Annotated in this window: 14 protein-coding genes; 6 read left to right on the top strand and 8 right to left on the bottom strand. The window is 50.2% G+C overall.

Features of this window, described 5'->3' with window-relative positions; all coding sequences use genetic code 11:
* Nucleotides 1-43: 43 nt before the first annotated feature.
* The 3 genes from AC6I7T_RS05400 to AC6I7T_RS05410 all read right to left on the bottom strand — a co-directional run bounded on the left by AC6I7T_RS05400 (nucleotide 44) and on the right by AC6I7T_RS05410 (nucleotide 5,925).
* Nucleotides 44-1,117, bottom strand: a complete 1,074-nt coding sequence (locus AC6I7T_RS05400; RefSeq protein ID WP_497792303.1) for a tetratricopeptide repeat protein — start codon at nucleotides 1,115-1,117, stop codon at nucleotides 44-46.
* Nucleotides 1,117-2,256: a glycoside hydrolase family 130 protein gene (locus tag AC6I7T_RS05405; protein WP_497792304.1), complete on the bottom strand. Its 1,140-nt coding sequence runs from the start codon at nucleotides 2,254-2,256 to the stop codon at nucleotides 1,117-1,119. The genes AC6I7T_RS05400 and AC6I7T_RS05405 overlap by 1 nt, the downstream gene beginning before the upstream one ends.
* Before the next feature lie 111 nt (nucleotides 2,257-2,367).
* Entirely contained in the window at nucleotides 2,368-5,925 is a 3,558-nt protein-coding gene (locus AC6I7T_RS05410; RefSeq protein WP_497792305.1) for a TonB-dependent receptor, read from the bottom strand.
* Nucleotides 5,926-6,496: 571 nt separating this feature from the next.
* On the opposite strand from AC6I7T_RS05410, the gene AC6I7T_RS05415 reads away from it, so the two are divergent.
* A complete protein-coding gene (locus AC6I7T_RS05415) occupies nucleotides 6,497-8,272 on the top strand; it encodes a glycoside hydrolase family 13 protein (protein ID WP_497792306.1) in 1,776 nt (591 codons plus the stop codon).
* Nucleotides 8,273-8,443: 171 nt separating this feature from the next.
* Here the strand turns inward: AC6I7T_RS05415 and AC6I7T_RS05420 are convergent, their stop codons facing one another.
* The 4 genes from AC6I7T_RS05420 to AC6I7T_RS05435 all read right to left on the bottom strand — a co-directional run bounded on the left by AC6I7T_RS05420 (nucleotide 8,444) and on the right by AC6I7T_RS05435 (nucleotide 12,081).
* Nucleotides 8,444-9,754, bottom strand: a complete 1,311-nt coding sequence (locus AC6I7T_RS05420; RefSeq protein WP_497792307.1) for a DNA polymerase domain-containing protein — start codon at nucleotides 9,752-9,754, stop codon at nucleotides 8,444-8,446.
* A gap of 135 nt (nucleotides 9,755-9,889) precedes the next feature.
* Complete coding sequence (locus tag AC6I7T_RS05425; protein ID WP_497792308.1) at nucleotides 9,890-10,501, bottom strand: uracil-DNA glycosylase family protein; 612 nt, start codon at nucleotides 10,499-10,501, stop codon at nucleotides 9,890-9,892.
* Nucleotides 10,502-10,757: 256 nt separating this feature from the next.
* On the bottom strand, nucleotides 10,758-10,964 hold the full coding sequence (locus AC6I7T_RS05430; RefSeq protein WP_497792309.1) for a hypothetical protein: 207 nt from the start codon (nucleotides 10,962-10,964) through the stop codon (nucleotides 10,758-10,760).
* A gap of 121 nt (nucleotides 10,965-11,085) precedes the next feature.
* Nucleotides 11,086-12,081, bottom strand: coding sequence for a zinc-dependent alcohol dehydrogenase family protein (locus AC6I7T_RS05435; protein ID WP_497792310.1), 996 nt, complete (start codon nucleotides 12,079-12,081; stop codon nucleotides 11,086-11,088).
* Between the two features lie 79 nt (nucleotides 12,082-12,160).
* On the opposite strand from AC6I7T_RS05435, the gene AC6I7T_RS05440 reads away from it, so the two are divergent.
* From AC6I7T_RS05440 to nikR, 4 genes are all read left to right on the top strand, one after another.
* The gene (locus tag AC6I7T_RS05440) at nucleotides 12,161-13,993 is read left to right on the top strand and encodes an amidohydrolase (protein ID WP_497792311.1); all 1,833 of its coding nucleotides are present in this window, start codon (nucleotides 12,161-12,163) and stop codon (nucleotides 13,991-13,993) included.
* Nucleotides 13,994-14,271: 278 nt separating this feature from the next.
* Nucleotides 14,272-15,231: a sugar phosphate isomerase/epimerase family protein gene (locus AC6I7T_RS05445; protein WP_497792312.1), complete on the top strand. Its 960-nt coding sequence runs from the start codon at nucleotides 14,272-14,274 to the stop codon at nucleotides 15,229-15,231.
* 16 nt (nucleotides 15,232-15,247) lie between these two features.
* The gene (locus tag AC6I7T_RS05450; protein ID WP_497792313.1) at nucleotides 15,248-16,423 is read left to right on the top strand and encodes a Gfo/Idh/MocA family protein; all 1,176 of its coding nucleotides are present in this window, start codon (nucleotides 15,248-15,250) and stop codon (nucleotides 16,421-16,423) included.
* 117 nt (nucleotides 16,424-16,540) lie between these two features.
* The gene (nikR, locus tag AC6I7T_RS05455; protein WP_497792314.1) at nucleotides 16,541-17,017 is read left to right on the top strand and encodes a nickel-responsive transcriptional regulator NikR; all 477 of its coding nucleotides are present in this window, start codon (nucleotides 16,541-16,543) and stop codon (nucleotides 17,015-17,017) included.
* A 158-nt stretch (nucleotides 17,018-17,175) separates the two neighbouring features.
* Here the strand turns inward: nikR and AC6I7T_RS05460 are convergent, their stop codons facing one another.
* Nucleotides 17,176-20,487: a TonB-dependent receptor gene (locus AC6I7T_RS05460; protein ID WP_497792316.1), complete on the bottom strand. Its 3,312-nt coding sequence runs from the start codon at nucleotides 20,485-20,487 to the stop codon at nucleotides 17,176-17,178.
* Between the two features lie 630 nt (nucleotides 20,488-21,117).
* Here AC6I7T_RS05460 and AC6I7T_RS05465 point away from each other — a divergent pair.
* Nucleotides 21,118-22,335 carry a hypothetical protein gene (locus AC6I7T_RS05465; protein WP_497792317.1) on the top strand — a complete coding sequence of 406 codons (1,218 nt, stop codon included), beginning with the start codon at nucleotides 21,118-21,120 and terminating at the stop codon, nucleotides 22,333-22,335.
* Nucleotides 22,336-22,557: the final 222 nt, after the last annotated feature.

Raw genomic sequence — 22,557 nt, forward strand, 5'->3', positions numbered from 1 at the left:
GCACTCCAGGGTGCTTTTCGGCGTACACCTGAAATGAAACGCTCTAGTCAGGATTAGGACGAGGACGCTCTGCTTCTTGTAGCTTTTTCGCCATGGCAGCTTCTTTTGCTGCATCTTCGGTCTTCCCCATCAACCGATACGCCTGGCTCAGAAAGTTGTGGGTGAGGTAATTCGATGGATCCATCTTTTCAGCCCGCTCCAGATAGGTAGCTGCGCTCACGGGATCTTCTCTACGGAGCAATACTTTCCCTAAAAGAATATATGGCCCAGTTGCATATGGTTCGAGGAGGAGAGCCCGCTGCAAAGCCTGCTGTGCCTTTGCATATTCCCCCGCACGGGAATATGCATCGCCAAGCCGGTCATAGACCCCGCCATAAAGCGGATTCTGCGCACGCTCTCTTTCAAACTCTGCAATCGCCTCGTCCAGACGCTCTCCAGATAAAGCAATCTCTCCTAAAAGCAAATGTGCTAGTGAAAGTTGCGGATTTAAGGAGATAGCCTTCTGGGCAAACTCCTTGGCCTGAAGCAGGTTCTCCCGCCGGAGAAGTATTCGTGCTGCGATCAGGTATGCTTCTGCCGATTCTGGAGCAAAGCCATACTGCCTTGCGAGCGCACGTCGCGCATCTTCAAATCGGCGCGTCTCTATATAGCAGAGAGCCAGTACATAGTCGGGATCAATTTTAGTCGCGGAGTTCCACCCATGTACCGTCTCCAGGATTGGAATGGCCTCTGTGGGACGCCCCAAACGAAAAAGCGTCAGACCTCGAATTTCCGCGGCTTCCATATCCTTGCTGTCTTGTTGCAGAGCAGCGGACAAAGCACGATCTGCCGCAGCAAAATTGCCCTGTGTATAAAACGCCATCCCGCGCAACCGTTCCACTCCTAAAGGCTCGGGCTGCTGTTGGGCAAGTACATCCAGTTGCTGTAATGCTTCGGTTACTCTGCCCTTGTCGATCAAGTTACGGAGCGCGGACAAATCAGCCAGCGGCCTCTTTGCCGGAGATACCGCAGGCGTTTGAGCACAAGCGAACAAGGAACAAAAGAAACTGAAGACCAGAACAAAAGATTTCGACAATGCCCCCTTCTCTTTACCAAAGAAAGGGGACATCCCGGTCATTACTTCTCTTCCTTGATGTTGGCCCCTGTGATGACGCCACTCACGAGAGAATCGGCACAACCATAGTAGAGAAACCATCTTCCCTGAAAGAAGACCAGCCCCTCCGAGAAGGTAGTTCCTGCTGCATATTGGCCGGATTTTTCATAGGGAAGCTCAGGTCGCAGAAAAGGAGAATCGGCACGGGCGAGCAGCTTTGCCGGGTCCTCAGCATTGAATAGGGCCTGCCCAGTCGCATAGGCACCGGCACCTAATGTGGTATCGCCCGAAGTAGCAGCATTCTTCCCGTTATACAGCACCACGATCCCATCTTTGGTGAGAACAGGAGGCGGCCCAACCTCCGGAAAGGAACTATCAAAACGACCTGCACGTTGAGCCAGAAGAACGAGCAACTTACCATTGTCGTCCTCAACGGGAGTCCAATGAATTGCATCGGGAGAACTCGCAAGATGAACCTCTCCCTCACCCCAGTACATCCAGTACTTGCCGCGAATTTTGACGGCCTTGAGCCGACCACCCGAAACTGCGGTGACAATTCCACCTGATTTGTATCTGAAATTCTGATATTTTCTACCTGCAGACTGAAAGGCGGGACCATCCTTTTCCCAGTGAAGCAAATCTTTCGAACTGGCAATTCCGATGGAATACGTAACCCGATTCCATTGTGTATAGGTGAGAATGTAGGTTCCATCTTCGAGCTCTACAATACGAGGATCCTCTACACCGCCGGGCCACTCTCTTGCTTTCTGAGCATCTTCTGCCGGAAAGAATACGGGCTCCGCACGCCGGGTGAGGTGAATGCCATCTTCGCTCTCCGCCAGTCCTAGACGGGAAGTATGGCCACCGATTTTCATTGTGCCGGTATCGTCTTCCGCTCGATATAAAACTTCTATTTTTCCATTCCGGACAATTGCAGCCGGATTAAAAGTGTGCAGCGCTTCCCAATGAACAGGCTTTTTCTCTATGGGATCAATAAAGACACTCGTCGGTTTCGGACGTAGTAATGGTTCAGTGCTATTAACCCGATGAAAAGAACCAATGCTCCACTCCTGAGCAACCGCGGTCTGCATCGCCCAATCGACAGCAGTAGAGAAGAGCACAACAAGTCCAACGAAGACAATACTTTTTGAAAACCTATTCAACCCAGTAACCCCTCGCACACAAATATTACTGCATCGCAGCCCTCGACCCCATCGCCCAGGAAAAAGGGGAGCATTTTTGCTCCCCTCTCTTCAAAACAGATCAGACCAAGGTCAGAACTGAAGACGTATTGAAAACTTCAGCTGACGAGCAGATGCACCAGGTGGCTGCGCAGTGGAGTATTGCGCTCCCTGGTCAATTGGCAAATTGCTCCCAGGGTTAGCTGCGTTAATGTGGTTGAAGGCGTTGAAGGCATCCATACGGAATTGGGCAAATAGACTTTCCTTAATCGGAAAATCCTTTTGAATAGCAATATCCGCATTGAAGAATCGCGGACCAAAGACGTTATTTCGACCGGCGTCTCCTATTTGGTCTAGTCCAGGTGTCGTAAAGCCGGTTGCTGTCCCGGAATAGAGTAGTCTTCTGGCCGTGGCGGGATTAAATGTGCCCATTTTGATAGACAAATTCCCTGCTCGTCCGTTGGGATAACAGGGAGCATTGCTTGGTACGTTTGCGGAACACCCTCCATAAATAAGGGTCATAGGTAATCCGCTAGACCAATTGACAACCGGACTTATCTGCCATCCGCCGATAACTTCATCGACTAGACGAGAAGATTTTGCCACAAACATTCGTCCATGCCCAAAAGGCAGTTGGTATAGGCCATAAGCGACTAGCTGTTGTTCACGAATATCGTTATTACGGCCCTTCACTGCATGGCGATCCCAAGTGGCAAAGCTTGAGTTGAAATCGTAGCCGCGTTGCCACGCATAGTTCGCAGTGAAGGAAAGCCCATGAGAAAACTGCTTCGCAACAGTCACCTGCAGAGCGTTGAAGTGAGAATCCTGATCGTCGCCATAGTAGCTGATTGCGTTGGTCCACCCACATGGGCCTTGGCAGGCGGGCAAACTCCCCCCATAATAACGCTGTAAGAAGGTAGTATTTGCCGTACCTCCTGTAGAGGATATCCCCGTCTTTACACTTGAGTCAAAGTGAAGTGGTTGCCCGGTAATACTGTATTGCCCAGGCAGGAAGATAGCCGGCTCATTGGGATTGGTATTATTGCCATCCCCGGCACTCAAGGTATGGGTCCCCTTATTTCCCACATAGGCGATCGTGAAAGAAAGAGTGGGCGTCAGCGACTGCTGCAAACTTACGTTCCATGCATCCAGCGTTGGAAGACGTAAATCATTAGGTCGAGCCTTTGGACTAACTCCACCTGGTCCGGAATAAGCTGGTGCTGGTATCAATCCATTTGCAGGAACCGCAGGTAAAGTCGCTGGAGGCGGTCCTGAAGACAAGGAGAATGCATAAGAGGTTGGGCCTCCAGTCGGCACAACCGTCTGGTTTGCAAGCACAGGCAAGTTCTGTGTAACAACGTGTCCAAAAATTGAACCGAAGACTCCAATATCAAAGCTTCTGCCATAACCCGCACGGATCACGGTCCTCGGTGCTACCTGGTACGCGATTCCTAAGCGGGGATTGTAGGCGTTGGGAGCCATATTCCATCCCATATTGCTAGGGATTCCACCGTATCCTGCCACATGAAGATATCCATCCCTGAGGTCCATCAAGGAACCGAAGCCCTTACCATTTACCGACTCAGGGAAATAGAACTCGTAACGGACCCCGTAGTTGACCGTTAGTGTCGATGTAGCTCTCCAGGTATCTTGTACATAAAAGAAATCCCGCTTCTGGAACTCCTTAGCGTTGGTCGACACGCTGAAGTACCGGCCAAACTGGGTTACCTGCCCTTTGGCTAAGGTGGCAAACCCGAGTCCTCCTGAAACTCCATTGGAGGTAGGCCCATTACCGAAGCTGAGAATGCCGGTACGGTCGGTATCGCTCGGCACTCGTAAATTGCGGGCATAACGCAGGTCGGCACCGATCTTCACCGCATGATTGCCTATCGTTTTGGTCCAATTGTTTACGATCTGGAATTGGTCTTCTCTCTCCGTAAGAGGACAATTGCAGCGAGTGATGTTCAATCCGCTTCCGTACTGGGCTCCAGTTCCTTGCGAATTGTCTGGACTGGTCTTAAAGTTCGTTGCTCCCACATCGGCGACATTGAAGCTTGGTGCACCGCCTGTAATGGGCGATCCGGTATTCAATCCTGGAATTCCTAACTGGGTTGCGAAAGGAACGGTTGAGTTGTATTTCGAAGTGCGGATATTATAACGATAATAACCAACACGAAAATCCATAACCAGCTTAGGATTTAGAGCTACGTCCGCTCCAGCAGCCAGGCTGTCATTTGCTCCCTTCGAGGTACCTCCGAAATTTGCAATTCCGAAGCCTGCGCCACCGGCCGGACCGAAGAGCGTTGTTCCGGTCAGGGTATCGGTAAAGCGGCTAAAGCGGGCAAAGGTGTGAATCCTCTCCGTTACCTGAAAATCTCCCCGCGTATCCCAGGCATCGCTATTGAAAAGACCTGTTCCGTTACCTGCATAGTTGTTCTGCAGGCCATTGTAATTCCCAGCTTTATTAGGTTTGTATGGCTGCAATAGTTTGAATAAATTGAGCGCCGGAGTAGAAAGCTCAGCTGTGGGAATTACATTTCCCGGATAAGACTGTCCATTCGACTGATAAATAATGCCATTTGCTCCCAGAGCCGCAGGAGACGAGTATTCGCTAAAATCGCACCCGGCAATTCCACTAGGACCTACCTGATTCCCCAGACAGGTACTGATCAGCAACTGTGAGGGCACAGTCATCGAAGCGGAGGTACCGACCTTCTGGCGGACCCCCTGATAATCACCAAAGAAGAACAGCCTGTCTTTTAGAACAGGTCCCCCAATAGAACCACCAAATTGATTCATCAAACCAGAGGGGAAAGCGCTACTAGGTGGCTGTGTAAATGGATCACGCGCCAGATTTGCATTGCTTTGACGATAGTCAAACAGACTTCCGTGGAAATTATTCGACCCCGATTTCGTTTGCGCCGTTACAACGGAGGAAACTGCCTTCCCAAATTCGGCGTCGAAATTTTGTGTTGTGATCTTGGATTCCGATAAGGCATCCATGGGAGGATTAACAACGATAATCCCAAGAATTGGATCTTGATTATCGGTTCCATCGAGTTGAAAAGCTACGCCTCCGAAGGCCTGACCATCTACCTGGATCTGTTTGCTTGCCTGGGGATTCTCTGATGCAGCATGACTCCATCCCAATTGCTGCGCTCCAGGCAAAAGCAACTGCAGATTCGTAAAATTACGATCTCCGATGGGAAGATCTTGAACTTCCTTTTGGGTAAAAGTGGTTGCAACATCGGCACGATCAGTCTTCAAAAGCGGCATGGAATCGGCTGTAACCTCTATGCTCTGAGAAGCTCCACCGACTTCAAGCTGGGCATCCACTTTAAGGGAGGAATCTGCAAAAACCTGTAATCCCTTAGCCGTGAAGGTCTTAAACCCATTTACGGTAACTTTGACATCGTAGACGTCGGGGATAAGGTGATCGACGCGATATGCTCCGGACTCGTTTGCCTGGACATTCACGGTCGTCCCCTTATTCTCATCTGTAACCGCAATTGCCGCATTGGGGATAGCTGCTCCCGTGTTATCCGTAATGGTTCCATACAAGGAACCATAGACTGCCTGTCCAAAACTGTTGAGGGAGATGGATAACAGAAATGCGCACAGATATAGTGCGTAGTACCTGAATACTCGCATGCCTGGACACCCCATAAATGATGCTGAACGCCAAACGACGTTCGCGTATTGCCGTTGTTTCCAACCCTGTAACTCGGGTTTCTTTTCTTCGTATCTTTTGGATCTCTAATGCGGGCTTCGAGTAATCTCTCTCGAAGATTCAAAGTAAACACTTCGATGTAAACCAACAGCACACTACGTCTTATGTTTACCAACTGTCAACATATTTCCGGCACAAATTCTTAATTTAGAGATAACATCCTGCTGAAAGCCTTTTCTTGGAACCACTCGACAGCTAGTCTTGCCATATATTCGCAGTTAGCCGATTCGCCAATTCAGAGGAGAGTGGAGTGACCTCTTTCTCTCCACCGCAAAAAATCTGCACTATTAACACAATGGTTAATAGTCATTTATTTGGAAAAGAACACTAGGTGGTTGCCCACTTAGTCGTTGATTTTCAACGCACGCCTACGCAGCAGGTGATTTGCCGTCATCTGCAATTCCTTCCGATCGCATACCTACGGTAGTCCCTCAAAGACTCATATTTCATGGTGCTATATTTGGTGCGGATACACTGAAGGAGACTGCCACATTGACTAAATCTTTCAACCGCTTAGGGGTGACTTCAGTTCTAGCTTCCCTTCTGGCTACCGGGTTCATTTGCGCTCCCTGCCTGGCGCAATCGACAGGAACTCCGGCAAAGAAGGCCACAACCACGGCGAAAGCTTCTACTGAAGAGATATGGTGGAAACATGCGGTGATCTATGAGATCTATCCGCGCAGCTTTCAGGACTCAAATGGAGATGGGATCGGAGACCTCAAGGGCATCACTCAACGTTTGGACTATTTGCAGTCTCTGGGAGTCGATGCTATATGGCTTTCTCCTGTTTACCCCTCGCCGCAGGTAGATTTCGGATACGACATCTCCAACTACGAGGATATCGATCCGAAGTACGGAACTCTCGCAGATTTCGACGAACTCGTAGCTGAAGCAAAAAAACGGAATATCCGTGTCATCATGGACTTCGTCGTAAACCATACTTCAGACAAGCATCCATGGTTTATAGAATCGGAAAGTTCAAAGACAAATCCGAAGCGGGATTGGTACGTGTGGAGAGACGGAAAAGGAGAGGGCATCCCGCCCAACAATTGGGAGAGCCTCTTCGGACATTCGGCGTGGAAGTTCGATCCGAAAACCAACCAGTGGTACTATCACAAGTTTTATCCAGAACAGCCTGACCTTAATTGGAGAAACCCCGCTGTAGAAAAGGCCATGTTTGGGGTGGTCCGCTTTTGGCTCAATCGCGGAGTAGCTGGCTTTCGCCTGGATGCTGTGCCAACCATCTTCGAAGACCCTCAGTGGCGTGACGAAAAGCCTCTTGGTGGAACCAACGACTATGGCGATCCGATCATTTCAGAAGATATGACGAGCAATCTTCCTGAAGTTCATGGTGTTATGCGGCGCCTGCGCAACGTTGTCGACAGCTATCCTGGGCATCGAGTCCTCATCGGTGAGACCTATCTGCCCAATATCGCGGAGCTGGACAGATGGTATGGCGGAGCCAAACGCGATGAGCTGCAGCTTCCCATGGACCTGCAAGTAGGATTCACGGATAAATTGGATGTTGGTCTGTTCCGGAAACGAATCGAAGAAGCCGAAACCCAGATTCATGGGAGCCAGCCCCTCTTTGTATTCGACAATCACGATAATCACCGGAGTTGGGATCGATATGGAGACGGAGTCCACAACGATGCCATCGCCAGAGTCGTCGCAACTGTTCTCTTTACAACCCGTGCTACGGCTTTGATGTATTACGGAGAAGAGCTGGGAATGGTCACCACAGAGCCAAAGAGCAAAGAGGACGTAAAAGATCCAATCGGAATTCTTGGCTGGCCGAAACAGAAGGGACGAGATGGAGAGCGAACGCCAATGCAATGGGACGATTCCCAAGCTGGAGGATTTAGTTCAATTTCTTCTACCTGGCTCCCTCTCGCGGAAGATTACAAAACTGTCAATGTAAAAACGGAAGAGAGCGATCCCGCATCCCTACTCAATTGGCACAAGAAGCTAATCTCCTTGCGTCGAAATGTCCCAGCATTACGGGATGGCTCGATGACAATGCTCAATCCTTCCGACTCCAATGTTCTCTCTTATCTGCGGAAAGGTCCTGCAGGGAAGGAGTCGATCGTGGTGGCCATGAATTTTACCGCCGAGCCACAAACAATCTCCTTCAATCTGACCGGAAATGGCGCAACAGGAAAAACCGTCAAGACGATACTCACTGACGATCCAAACCTCAAGGGAACAAGCAGCCTACAAAACATCAAACTTGCTCCATTTTCTTCCTGGATAGGATCTGTGCAATAGAACGGACCTCCTCCAGTCGCAAGTATCTTTAGGAGTGTCTCTCGGAGAGGGCGAAATGAATGCTTCAGGTCGCGGCTAGGTCGTGGCCATGAAGCATTCATGGATCACATCTCTTAGTGCTGACCAACAGACCTTCACCCGATCCATGCTGCGCCAATCTCAACAGACTCTCTACGCGGCCTTCCCCGGATACTTAGGTTTGGAATACTCCCGAGTTGGATCGTCATCCGGATCTGGAGTCTCCTGTGGAGGTCGCAGTTCCTCTGGGACATTGCGTAAATTCACACGAATGCGAGTCCACGTAGACGACTTCCCGCGCATGGAATCAACCAGAACATCATCGACAGCCAATCGTTGAGCCACATCCGGATGCCTGCCCTTCCATCGCTCCAAGCCTTCCAATGCTGCCTCTTTATCAGGAGAATTGGCGATAACAAGTAACGGCATTTTGACGCGGGGCTTTTTTGCCGTGGCCTTTGCTCGGGATGGAGCTACTCTCGGAGCCTCTCCTTCCATTTTGCGGAAATGAGGTGGCCAAGGGGCATCCCCCAAACCTTCTGTTTCATGCCTAGCCGCAATCTCAAGTAGTTTATCGAGCACTCCAACTTCAGTGTTCATGTCCGCGTGGGGGTCGCCTATTTCAGCAAAGCGTTGTGGCACTGTCAGAACGGTGAAATCGGCTGGATCACACTCGGAAACTTCGTTCCAGAAAAGCGGAGTCGATACACGGGCGTCTGGAAGAGGGCGGACGGAATAGGCTGAAGCTGTAGTTCGATCTTTGGCGTTCTGGTTGTAGTCGAGGAAGACTCCGTGCCGTTCCTCCTTCCACCACTTGGAACTGGCAAGTAAAGGCACTCGTCTCTCCACCTCCCGAGAAAGAGCCAATGCAGCACGACGGACCTCCTGGAAACTCCAACGGGCTGCAATCCGGACATTGATATGCATCCCTCGCGAACCACTGGTCTTTGGCCAGCCGCGTAAGTCGACCTCTTCTAGAAAGTCCTTTACGACCAAGGCGACCTGCCGAACCTCCGTCCAGCCCATTCCAGGACCAGGATCAAGATCGATGCGCAACTCGTCAGGATGTTCCAGATCGCGTGATCGCACTGCATGCGGATGAAGTTCGAGACATCCGAGATTGACAATCCAGGCTAAACCCGCGGCATCATCGACAACCAGTTCTTCCGCAGTCCGTCCCGAGGGAAAAGAGAGGGTCACAGTGCTGAGCCATTCAGGCAGATCGTTTGGAGCACGCTTTTGAAAAAAGGCCTGCTCCTCAGCGCCATTCACAAAACGCTTTAGAACGATAGGACGATCTTGAATTCCAGCTAGAGCCCCTTGAGCAACAGTCAGATAGTAATGTACGAGGTTAAGCTTCGAGAACTTTATCTGTTTTGAAAAATAGAGTTTGTCAGGATGTGTTATCCGGACATTGCGCCCATTGATGGAAAGTATTTCGGATGCCTCTTCTTTTTTGGCCACGATGCGCCCTCTATCTTGGGTAAGGTCTCCGTAGGATAGCTTTCATCCAACCGGACGTAAATCAATTAGATGCACTCCAATGGTCATCGTGCTGATGGAAGAGGATCTTGCGACAGGGACATCCAGATTCGATTCTTAAGCAGTGACAACCTGCATAGCCGCAGCAATATCTTCAGCAATCATTCTGCGCTTACTCTTCTCAATAAAGAAGCTTGGACCGGCCTGAACATAAGAGGGAAAAACACGTATTCCATTATAGAAGTACTTCTGACCTCGAAGCTTGTAAGTAGATCCTGAAGGAATCACTCTTTTCTGTCCATTTCGCTGAGCAATCATGTTTATAGCTTTAATAGCCACGTCTCCCATCAACATCAGTACCTTGGTCCGGGGGAAAAGTGTTAATTCCCTTTCCAATAAGCGAGAACAGTTTTGAACTGTCTCAGAACGTATTCCATATCCGGTCTTGGCACACTTAACCGCTGTCGTAAGATAGACGCCCAGCGAAATGAGTTCCTTCACAGAGGACACTTTCACTCCGGCATCACAAAAGGCTTGAACGGTAGTCTCTTGGAATAGTGGCTTTCCTTTGGCGTAATAGTAATCGTTCGGATTTTCAGGTACAGCTTCCGAAATCATCACCAAAGAAATAGTTTCGGGCTTTACAGCTACAGAGGGCACCAGGTGACAATCATGCTTCACATCTACACAGTCAAATGACTTACATGCTATGCAATCGCCGATTCGCATAAGTTTATTAACGGTACCTCCATCAGGCAAAGCTTCACCCTAAATCCGAAACCAATAGAGCATTTCCCTCTGGAAGTTTACTACCAGGAACAGGTAAACGAAATTTTAAGTGAATACCTGATGGACAGGAAGAACACAGTGTGATGTTCAAAAAGCTGACGAGGAGTATAGAAGAATTCCGTGCTGCCGGAGCGCGATGAATATCACGCTCCAGGAAAAACAAATTCAGCAGTTCCGTTACAGAATGAGAAGTGTTCTAGCTATCTTTCCGATAAAGAAGCTCACGTATTGCTTTACGGCGAGCCGCATTCAACTCGCCATTACTTCCCTCATCTTGATTTGTCGCAGCGTCATTTTCTTCCGGTTCGCTGCATGCCGGGCAACGGTTGGCGAAGCCGGGTTTGTCCGGCTTCAGCTCAAACTCTTCTGAGCAAATAACACAGGTTCTAATTGGAAAGCTCATGGTCACTCTATGTTAATGGAAGCGATTTTCTACTTCCAGTCCGGTTTGTCCACAGCAGGGCCCGCTTTCAAAGTGTGGTACAAAAATTTGTACAAACCTTGAAAGAGGCCTTTCACCGCTTCTACTGAGCCACATCTACAACGATTTTCCCATTCTGCTGATTGGATTCCATGTATTTGTGCGCTTCCACGATCTGAGAAAACGGAAATATCCGGTCGATTTTGGGCTTCAGCTTTCCTTGTTCAAGATGTTGGTAGATGTAGGATTCTGCCTTAGCCCGTATAGATGGATTTGAGGTTACCTCCCACAAGGTGTACCCCCGAACCACAAGCCCCTTCTGCAGAGCAGGAAACAGCGGAAAAGGTGTAGGCTCCAGACTCAGAGCTCCATATTCGACAATCTGAGCGCCATAGGCGCAAGCTTTGGCTAAAGTTTCGACAAAGCTTCCCGCGACGGGATCGAAAACCAGCTCAACCCCCTTGCCCCCTGTCAGTTTTTCGACACTGGCGGGCAGGTCCTCTTCGCTACTCGCAATCACGGCGTCAGCTCCGAAGTCGAGCAGGCTCTGTTTTTTTGCCGATGTTCGAGTAACAGCTATGGGATGTGCTCCAGCTAGTTTTGCCAACTCGATTGCCGCCAGACCTACACTACTACTTGCAGCAGTAATCAAGACGTGCTGCTCCGGCTGCAACGCACCCCGGTAGATCAGTGCTCCCCACGCCGTTAGATACTGCATCCAGATTGAAGTACCCTCGAAGCGTGAAAGATTTTCGGGATAGCGGGTCACTGCAGTAACCGGAACAACTGCCGACTCGCCGTATACGCCGTAGGAGTTTTGGGAAAACGCAGGGATGGTACTTACGCGGTCGCCCACTTTGAAAGAAGTTACACCTGGTCCAACTGCATCGATGATACCGGAAGCTTCGTAGCCAAGACGCGCAGGTAATTGAGGCATTTCAAGGTAGACTCCGGTTCGAAACATCACTTCCGCGCGATTCAACCCGAGAGCCTCGATCCGAAGCCGTACTTCATTTTCTTTAGGCTCTTGTAAGGGGAGATCCTCTATCTGCAAAACTTCAGCAGGTCCTAGTTTGTGAAATCGAACGATTCTCGCCAAGCTATATCCCTCATACCACTAAGATGGATATCTGATGAACTGGTAGCCATTACGGATTCTGCTTTGAATATGGAAATATGTGAAATCCTGCCTTGATCGGGTGACACATAAAATTCCGGCATTTGCTTCGTTCTCCGGCACCCTTCGAAACCTCATTTTTGTTACACTCCGCAGCATGAAAGTTCTTCTGGCTCTTCTCTTTGGCATAGCTATGGGTGCATTTGCTCAAACGCCAATCGATACCGTGTACTACCATGGCCACATCCTTACCGGAGAGGGGCTAGAGCAAAATCATTCCGTCTTTGTTAGAGCCATCGCAGTCAGTGAGGGGAAAGTGCTCTTTACGGGCGACGATGCGGACATGCTTCGCCTTGCCGATGAGAAGACGCAAAAGATTGACCTGAATGGTGCGTTCGTCATGCCAGGCTTCAATGATGCTCACCTTCATCTGGGGGGAGCAGGGCGCACCAAACTCACCCTAGAACTGACAGGGGTCTCTTCGCTTGAAGAGATGATGAAGAAGATTCATGCTGCCGCAATAGCTTCGCCTCCAGATCATTGGATAACAGGCGCGGGCTGGGATCACACCTTGTGGAGCAATCAGATTCTGCCAACACGCAAGGATCTTGACTCCGCCACGGGAGATCGTCCGGCCATCTTCGAACGTATCGATGGACACATCGCCGTGGCGAATAGCGCTGCACTAAGGGCAGCGGGGATAACAGCCGCAACGATAACTCCGACAGGAGGCAAGATCGACCGCGATGCGCAAGGAGAGCCGACCGGCATTCTTCGAGAAACGGCAATGCAGCTGGTTTATAAACAAGTGCCGCCGCCAACACCGGAAGAACGTAGACGAGGATTGGAGTTAGCCATCGCCGAGGCGCTCTCTTATGGAGTAACCAGCGTGCAGGACAACTCCGACTGGGAAGACTTTTTAGTAATGGAAGATATGGAGCGGGAAGGCAAGCTTCCACTCCATATCTCAGAGTGGCTAGCTTTCAACGATCCTGTTGCCGTCCTCAAGGAGCACCGGATGGACCATTCTGAAAGCGATCCGATGCTGCACACAGGCATGTTGAAGGGGTTCATGGATGGTTCACTAGGTTCGAGAACTGCAGCCATGAAATCTCCCTATGCGGACGATCCCGGGAATGCGGGCATTCCTCGTCTCGACCAGCGCAAGCTGAATGCGATGACAACGGAGCGCGCCCAGGCAGGTTTCCAGATGGGCTTTCATGCCATTGGAGACCGCGCAGCCAGCATGGCTCTCGACGCCTTCAGCCAAGCCGTAGATGCGCGCCGGAAGATGATCGCCGCCTCCGCACCAAACCTCAGAAAGCAAGCAGCAGACAAGAAGAATGACGATCCCCGGTACCGCATTGAACATGCACAGGTGGTCGATCCAGTAGATATCCCTCGATTCAAGCAATTAGGAGTAATTGCATCCATGCAACCCAATCATCTGCTGACGGACATGAACTGGGCAGAGCAACGTCTAGGTCCCAAGAGAGCGGCATATTCCTATGCATGGAAGGCATTTCTCGATGCCGGAGTTCCTCTGGCCTTTGGCACCGATTATCCAGTTGAGCCCGTCACTCCATTTCGCGGAGTCTACGCCGCTGTCACGCGCAAAAATGAAGCCGGAACCAAAAGCTATTTCCCTGAGAATCGGCTCACGATTGAACAGACGCTTTATGCGTACACACAAGGATCAGCTTATGCAGAACGGGCAGAGACAAGAAAGGGCAAGCTTCTTCCCGGCTTCTATGCCGATTTCATTGTGCTAGACAGAAATTTAATGAAGGTGCCACCGGAAGAGATTCTTAAAACGCATGTTCTGCGAACAGTCGTAAATGGAAAGACCGTCTATTTGAAGACGGCTTCAACTGAAACTGAACAAGCTCGTTAGGATAAATCAGGTCATCGGCCCAATCCTGCGCGAAGAATGGCGTGTTCGGTGTATCCCGCGATAAGACCAGGCTGCTATAACTGAGCCGGCTGGATTTAAAGCATTTCCCGAAATACTGTGAACTTGTCAAGCAGGGTGAAGAGCGGCTTTCTTTCCACCCCAGCAAACCAAAGACAGGTTTGCTAGGGCCCCCGGTCTTTGGCGGAAAGCCGCGCCAACTTCTATTGTTTTGATCTACATCTTTTCGGGAAATGCTTCTAGAGGAGCAAAATTCTTCTATGCAAGTTGGAGTCTTCACACCTTTGCTGTCGCAGCTTTCTTTGGACTCGGTTCTAAAGAAACTGAAGCATCTGAATATCGATGCCGTTGAGTTCGGAACCGGCAACTATCCGGGAGACGCACACTGTAAGCTTTCAATGTTGGAAGACAGTACCGCCCTTAGCGAATTCCAAAAGCAACTAGCCGATCACGGTATCACGATCAGCGCACTCAGTTGCCACGGAAACGCGCTGCATCCCGATCCCGCACGGGCTAAACACGACAGCGAAATCAGTCGCAGAACGATTCTGCTGGCAGAAAAACTCAGCATCCCCGTGGTTGTAGACTTCTCGGGCTGCCCCGGGGACTCGCCTTCGGCCACGGCTCCTAATTGGGTCACGTGTCCTTGGCCTCCGGATTACTTGAAGGTCCTCGATTGGCAGTGGAATGAAGTTGTAACGCCATATTGGATTGAGCAAGGGAAATTTGCTGCCGACCATGGAGTGAAGATCGCTATTGAAATGCACCCTGGCTTCGTGGTCTACAACCCGGAAACAATGCTCAAACTACGTTCCATCGCTGGACCAAGTGTGGGATGCAATTTCGATCCAAGTCACCTGTTCTGGCAGAGCATCGACCCGATTGCGGCTACTCGCCTTCTTCATGAGGTAATCTTCCATGTTCATGCCAAAGATACCCAGCTTTACCCGACAAATCTGCCACTAACGGGAGTCCTCGACACTAAGCCGTATACAGACGAAAAGAATCGGGGCTGGATTTTCCGTACCTGCGGATATGGCCATGGAGCAGAGTGGTGGACGGAATTCATCTCAACCTTACGAATGTTTGGCTACGACTATGTGCTCTCCATCGAACACGAAGACAGCCTACTCTCCCCGGAAGAAGGACTGACCAAAGCAGCTAATTTCCTAAACAGTATTGTGCTTCGCGATCAACCCACCGCAGCCTGGTGGGTATAGCAAGGGGACAAAACAGGTGAAATCGATCAGGACGGCAATCTGCGGTACCGGCTTCATGGGTAGGGTACATCTGGAGGCAATACGACGGCTGGAGCATGTGGAGGTCGCCGCCATTGCCGGTAGGAACAAAGCGGCGGCACAGCGTCTGGGTGCCGGATTCGCTATTCCACGTATAGTTACCGACTATCGAGAACTTCTCGACGATCCGGAAATTGCTTCAGTACATATATGCACACCGAATGCACAGCACTTCCAAATGGCAAAGGACGCTCTCGAAGCAGGCAAACATGTCATGTGCGAAAAGCCCTTGGCAACAACAGTAGAAGAAGCCAAAGAACTGCTTTCCTTAGCTCAAAAGAAACGATTGCGTAATGGTGTCTGCCATAATCTTCGCTACTACCCCATGGTGCAACAGATGCGGAGCATGTGTAAGGCCGGCGATCTTGGAGAAATCCTTATCGTCCAGGGGACCTACTCCCAAGACTGGTTGCTCTACGACACCGACTGGAACTGGCGTATCGACGCCAAGACAGGTGGTCCCTCCCGGTGCATGGCCGATATAGGCTCGCATTGGTTCGACATGGCTACCCACATCACCGGACTGAAGGTCACCTCCCTTTGCGCTGATTTACAGACCTTTCACCCCACGCGTAAACGACCAAAACAGGCTGTCGAGACCTTCGCGAACAAAATGCTTTCGACTGAAGACTATATCGAAACGCCCGTAGATACCGAAGACTTCGGAGCCGTGATTTTTCGGATGGGCCCCAGAACCCGAGGCGCTGTAACCGCCAGTCAGGTCTCTGCCGGATGCAAAAACCGGCTGAGCATCGAGATCTATGGAACCAAGGCCTCTGTCGCCTGGAACCAGGAGCGTCCGGACGAGCTGTGGAGCGGAAATCGAGATACCGGAAATCAGATTCTGATCAAAGATCCATCGCTTCTCAGCCCCGAAGCACGCCGGTATGCAGATCTTCCTGGCGGCCACAGTGAAGGCTATGACGACACCTTCAAACAGGTCTTCCGGCGCTTCTATGCCTCGATCGCCGATGCCAGCCTTGAACCGGAATATCCTCAGTTCAGCGATGGCTTACGCCAAATGATCATTCTTCAGGCCGAACTGGAAAGCAATCAAAGGAGGGGCTGGGTTGATATTGCCGATCCGTCGCTCACCCTCAAGGATGAAGGCTGAGTCCAATCCCCCCTGGAGAGCCCTCATTCGGAGAAAGTCTTCGGCCGCGCCTCAGACCAGGGAGACCTGTCTTGTTTCGGCTCCGTCCTACTACAATCAGAGGAAAGGATTGGAAGAATGGCGGAACTCAGTAGGACAGGCATCTCCCTCGAGCAAGATCTGCTAGAGGGCTTTGACAAACTGATCGCAAGACGAGGCTACAAAAATCGTTCCGAAGCCCTGCGGGATATGATCCGAGAGGAGCTTCTCTCGGATGTCATTGACTCCAACCTGCCGGTAGTAGGAACCCTGACCCTGGTCTATGACCACCATATTCCTCATCTCTCCCAAAAACTGACTGAGATCCAGCACCACGCCGGAGCCATGGTATTGGCGGCCACTCACGTCCATCTCGATCACAATTACTGCCTCGAAGTCATCATCATGAAAGGTCGCAGTCGCGAGCTCCAGAAAATCTCAGACCGCATGCTGGCTACCCGTGGAGTCGAGTTAGGCAAACTGGTCTTGACCAATTCGGGGAAAGAGATCAAACACAAGGCCGGGACACATCACCATCATCACCACGGCGCTGCCCCTTCCCGAAGTGATACGTAAAGATACTGGCACATAAAGCCGGAGAAGAAACCAAAGGCGAATTTTCGGAAGAGCTCAAAAGAAGAGGACCGACTAGAAAAAGAATCGCGCTCAGCCGAGCAGGCATGAGCGCGACAAAGAACATCAATCCAAAAACAAAGGGGCCATTGCATCAACAGTTAGAACGTGAAGTGCACACCTACCTGAGTTTTACGAGGTGAGGTAGCAGAGCTCACGTGTCCGAATGTTGGATTACCTTCATACCAAGAGGTATTCACGTAATCGAAGATTGTGTGGTTGAACAGGTTGATAGCCTCTGCGCGGAACTCCATGCGGAGTTGTTCCCATAGCGGAAATTCCTTGGAAATTGAGCTATCGAACTGTGTCTGACGAGGACCACGGCCAACACCGATACCGGCATTACCGAAAGTTCCCTTTACAGGATTTGTGAAGGCAGCACTGTTCAGCCAGTTCGTGATTGCCTGCCCAGGCTGAATCTTCTGCCCTGGATTGATGTTCGGACGAGTCGTGCTGTCCGCAACACCTGAATTCAGGTACGTACCATTTGTAACTGTCAGCGGCGTTCCAGAGCGAACAGTCAGGATGCCAGCCCACTGCCATCCACCTAACGCGCCTCTTACAAAACGAGGCTGCGCAGAGAAGGAAGGTAGCTGCCATGAATAGTTGGCCACAAGGATGTGAGTGCGATCAAAAGTTGCTGGACCACGATCAGCGCCAGGATTACGGCTGTCTTGAGGACTATAGGTATCGGAAGGTGCATTGGTTAACACCTTCGAAAAGGTATAGGCCAGATCGAGAGTCAACATCTTGCCTAACCGTTCATGCAGTGAACTCTGCAGACCGTGATAGGAAGAGCTGGCACTCGGAGTAAACAGCGGAATTGATCCATATCCTAAATATGGACGCACCTGGTTAACATTGACAGTTCCATTCGCCACATCAGCGTTTGGAGTATTGGCGTTGAGCTGTAGCTCGTACAGAAGGTGGGTTCCCTTTGTGCCGACATAAGAGACGTTCACTACTGCATGGGTTCCCACTTGCTGTTCAATGCCTAGTGACCATTGCTGGTTATATGGCAAACGATATTGACTATTGAAAGCAGTAACGGAGACAGGGGAGTTTACCGTCTGACCACCAGAACCGCCAGGATTATCTATCGAGACGTTATAAAGAGTGACGGAGGAGTTGAACGGAGGATTGCTCTTGGCCCCGAGTTCATAAGGAGCGGTACGATCAAAGTACCGTCCATAGCCGGCGCGGAGTGCAGTTTTTCCATTCCCAAAGATGTCATAGCTGAAGCCTAGACGTGGAGAAAGGTTAAGCTTATAGGTCTTGTAGATTGCCGATCCGTATGGAGAATTGACACCGGCAACAACGATGCCGTTCGTCGGTAGATAAACTCCGTTGGAAAGCTGTGAAACCGGGATCGTACCCAAAGTTCCATCGCTATTCACGGTCGGAGCTAAAGCTGACTGATACAACGATGGGTAGAAGGTTGAGTTCAGATTGTTGGAATCAATCTCAGGTCCATAATAGCTATAGCGCAAGCCATAGGTGAGACTGAAACGAGGATGAATCTGCCACTGATCCTGAGCATATGCCTCAGCATCCCAATAACGCAGATGCTGCATCGGGTTCTTCTGTGTTTCGGCATATGTATCGGCAAAGCCTAGCAGCATGTCAGCCAAATCATTGCCTGATTGCGTTCCATTGAAGCTGAATGAGCCATTTGTTAAGGAATTGGCATTGTCCTCGTTCTTACCTTGTTGTGTCAGGAGGACACCAAAGCGCATATTATGACGATTCCGGTGCCAAGACAGGTTATCCGTCCACTTGTGGTAGAAGAAACCATTCAGGAATGGCCAATCTGCATTGATACCGGCATAGCGCTGGAAGCTCAGATTAGGAATTCTGTTGCTAGTATTGGTGTGATTAGGGAAATAGTACGGGATATTCAAGCCGCTCGCACGAGAACGAGATGCTGTCGGATCGATCGAGATCCGGATGATGTTGTGGAAGATACCAAATTGGGCTTCGTTGACCAGATTCGGAGTCAAGGTTCCCACCACATTCAAAGCGAAGCTGTGTAGAGGCTCAAATTCCTTACTTCCTGCTACGTTCGGAAGCGAGTTGTCGTTCCATAACGAGTAGGGCGAAGTAATATGATTTTGATCCTGGACATAATGGGCAAATGCCTTCCACTGATCATTGATGCTGTAATCGAGGCGAATCAATTCTTCGCGAACGGTGGTGATAGTGGGAAGGGCCGAAACATAGTTAACACCAGTATCAGCGTTATAGGCACCGGCTTTAGGGTAGAAGGTATTCAAAAGGGCAAGAGAATTGGAATTCAACAAGCCTGTGGGAATTTTGTTATTCGGGAAGGGTTGACCTGCGACGCAACCGGAACAAGCGGCCTTGGTCGCAACGTTTGCAGGTACCACAGGCTGAGGTACACCCATTGCTGCATAGTTGGAAAAGTCACCGGCTCTTTCCAGATCGGTAGGAACTCTGGCTTGGAAGGTTCCAGAAGTTTGGCTGATGCGCCGCCACTCTTGCGACCAGAAGAAGAAGAGCTTGTCCTTCTTAACCGGACCTCCCAACGTATATCCCCAGTTGTTATAGTGCTCCGGCGGACGCTTGACGCCACCCAGATTGCTAAAGTAATTATTTGCGTTCAGGTAGCTGTTGCGCATGAACTCAAATGCCGTTCCATGGAACTGGTTGGTTCCAGACTTCAGAATGGCATTGATGGATGCACCGGCGCTGCGGCCCTGTTCTGCGGTGTAGTTACCACGATCGATGCGGAACTCTTGCAGCGCATCCACGTTTGGAACAAGAGCGTTATTGGAGTTGTAAACGTCCAGATTCGGAACGCCGTCAATTGTCCAGTTGTTCGCGTTTTCGCGTACACCATTGACGGAAGCACTGAGACCGCTATTCGAACCGAAACCAGCTTCACTACCGATATCGCTTGAGACGCCCGGAACCAAAGCTACAAGTTGAATAAAGTTACGTGTGACTAGAGGAAGATCCTGAATGGCCTGCGAGGTGACGACCTCGCCTACGTTGCCCGTCTCCATGTCGACGGAAATCGCGTTGCTCTGTACTGTTACTGTTTCGGCTACACTACCTGGTTTCAACGCCATGTCGGCCTTAATGTGCTCACCTGTATGAAGAATGAGCTCAGGCCTTTCCGTTCTATTAAAGCCATCTTTCTGAGCAGAGATCTTGTAGCTCGCAGCAGGAAGACTGACAAAAATGTAGCTTCCATTTGCGTCCGTCTGCGTACGCCATTGCACGTTAGTGTCTAGTTGGGTTGCAATTACCTCGGCATTTGGAATGACCGCGCCAGAAGTATCAGTGACCGTACCAGCCACAGAACCTGCGTTACTAACCTGGCCTATGACATTCCTTGTAAAAAATACTGCCAACAACACCAACAAAAGAATGCGGACTTTTGACCACATGATGGTGTCTCCCTTTTCGTTTGAACTAACTCACATCTCTATCGAGACTCTCTGCGAGGTACCTTTTGGAGGTGCCGTCACAGATCCGGGACTCGATGCCTACTGAAAGCATCTTTGTCGATAGAGTATATATGACTATACAACTTGACAACACAATAATATTTCAAGATTCCAACAGAAATTCCTGGTTTCGACACTCTAGAGACAGAGTGCGATCGCATGCGGAGTGACACGACCAGACGTCCAAAAGGTAGACCACTTCCTACTCCGCTATAGACCACTTTAGGAAGTATTGGGATATCAATCGATGTATCTGTGTCGAAGAGTAAATCCGGTACTTTTCTATATACAAGATTCTCAAATGTTTACTTCGCACCCGCACGATGCCCAAGCCAAGCATCCGGCCATAGGGGATGCACCTCTTTGGTTAGTCCACTTCGGAGTCGTCTTCTCGCTGCAACTGCTAATTTCATCAAACAAGAAATTTAGCATGATGTCCAGAAGTAAATATGTATAGACTTCTATACCTAACTGTCCTATTATGCGCCAAACAACGGCTCACGGTTTTCTTCAAAGCCAAATCAAGATTGGCGACACCGGGAGCAACCAGCGAAAGGAAAAATCAACGCAATGTTGAAAAAGAAAACGATCCTGCAGATTGCTGTTCTGGTTCTGCTATCGTCAGCAAACGGCTGGACACAAAAGGTCCAGAAGACAGATGTAGGAAGTCTTATCCCAGCCTCTGACATAGGCACTTCTACATCGATTTCCAAGCCAGTGCTTATTCCTACAGGAGGAGAACTGATCCTTTCAGATTCCCCGGAACAAATTACCGACACTGCTACCCTGCCCGCGGCCTTCTATCGCGATACGGTTCATGGGGCCTTCCGTGTCTTCTACCATCATCAGAATGTGACCGCTGCGACACTCTCCGTAGGTCTGGCGATCACCAATACGAGCAGCGGAACCGAAATTCTCTTCTCTCATGGCAAAGGGGCGAGCACAAACTATTATCCCAATGCCGCCGGACAAGATGCTCTCTCCGAGTTCCTTTCCAATCATCGCTCTGTAACTTTCCTGGCAATTCTGGCACCTGGTCAGACCTATTACTCCGTTCAGGACAACGAGTCCGGCAACACCGCCTCTGGATTCGAGGAGTATTTCCTGCTTTCCTTCCCCTCCAGAAGTGCAACAAAGTCCCTTCCTCTCTCGCTATTAGAGAAGCTTTCGCCTTCCACAGCATCTGATACCAAAGACGTCCTTTCGTCACTACCTCAGGGCTTCGGAACAGGAAAAGCCACGGTTACAACACTCGTTTATTCCGGAAACCATCCAGCTGACCCAACAACGCTCCCGATCCTGAGCCCGGATGAGCACGTTCGTGCAAAATTCGCTCACTTCGATCGACTGGGAACATTCAACATCGATACAACACTGGGAACACAGGGACTGGATGTCGATACGGCAGCGCCTGGGCATCCATACTCCGACGTTATGCCAGGAGAATATGAGCTAGGCGTTGACGCAGTCGATGGCGGGACGCAGGTCTACAACGATGGAAATTATGGAGTGCTTTACAAATTTTTTGTCCGCCTGCAAAGCAAGACGCCATTCTCAAACACACCGCTGGGACTCCTGATGCAACCTACCGGCGGAGCTGGCAGCTTTGTCATGTCAGTGAATGGGCACAAAGCTCTGTCTCCGTATGTGGACTACACCTCAGCCTGGTGGTTCTATCAGGTGAACACACACACGAAGTCAACGATTATCGAACTCGAAACAAGCCTCACCGGCGGATCAGCCGGTCCTCAGCAGTTGTATTTCGTACCAAACTTCAGCGCCAAATAAGCTAGTTATGATTGGCAAAATATCGGCGCCCCATTCTGAGGAACGCCAGAGGCGTGACGAAGGACGGGGTAACTAAGACGAAAATTGCGGTATCCGGAAAACAGTGAATCAAAAACCACGCTTGATACGGATACCGTACTGATCAACCTTCCTTACTCATTCTTCCGACAGACACTAGGTCGGAAGAATGAGTGGCTATAAACATAATGTGCTGAATACTCT

The organism is Humiphilus diazotrophicus (assembly GCF_059726315.1).

What these genes read in the sequence shown, in the direction of transcription:
- AC6I7T_RS05430 (WP_497792309.1), bottom strand. Translation starts at nt 10,964, where the DNA reads ATGAGCTTTCCAATTAGAACCTGTGTTATTTGCTCAGAAGAGTTTGAG.
- AC6I7T_RS05445 (WP_497792312.1), top strand. Translation starts at nt 14,272, where the DNA reads ATGCAAGTTGGAGTCTTCACACCTTTGCTGTCGCAGCTTTCTTTGGAC.
- AC6I7T_RS05400 (WP_497792303.1), bottom strand. Translation starts at nt 1,117, where the DNA reads ATGACCGGGATGTCCCCTTTCTTTGGTAAAGAGAAGGGGGCATTGTCG.
- AC6I7T_RS05425 (WP_497792308.1), bottom strand. Translation starts at nt 10,501, where the DNA reads ATGCGAATCGGCGATTGCATAGCATGTAAGTCATTTGACTGTGTAGAT.
- AC6I7T_RS05465 (WP_497792317.1), top strand. Translation starts at nt 21,118, where the DNA reads ATGTTGAAAAAGAAAACGATCCTGCAGATTGCTGTTCTGGTTCTGCTA.
- nikR (WP_497792314.1), top strand. Translation starts at nt 16,541, where the DNA reads ATGGCGGAACTCAGTAGGACAGGCATCTCCCTCGAGCAAGATCTGCTA.
- AC6I7T_RS05410 (WP_497792305.1), bottom strand. Translation starts at nt 5,925, where the DNA reads ATGCGAGTATTCAGGTACTACGCACTATATCTGTGCGCATTTCTGTTA.
- AC6I7T_RS05460 (WP_497792316.1), bottom strand. Translation starts at nt 20,487, where the DNA reads ATGTGGTCAAAAGTCCGCATTCTTTTGTTGGTGTTGTTGGCAGTATTT.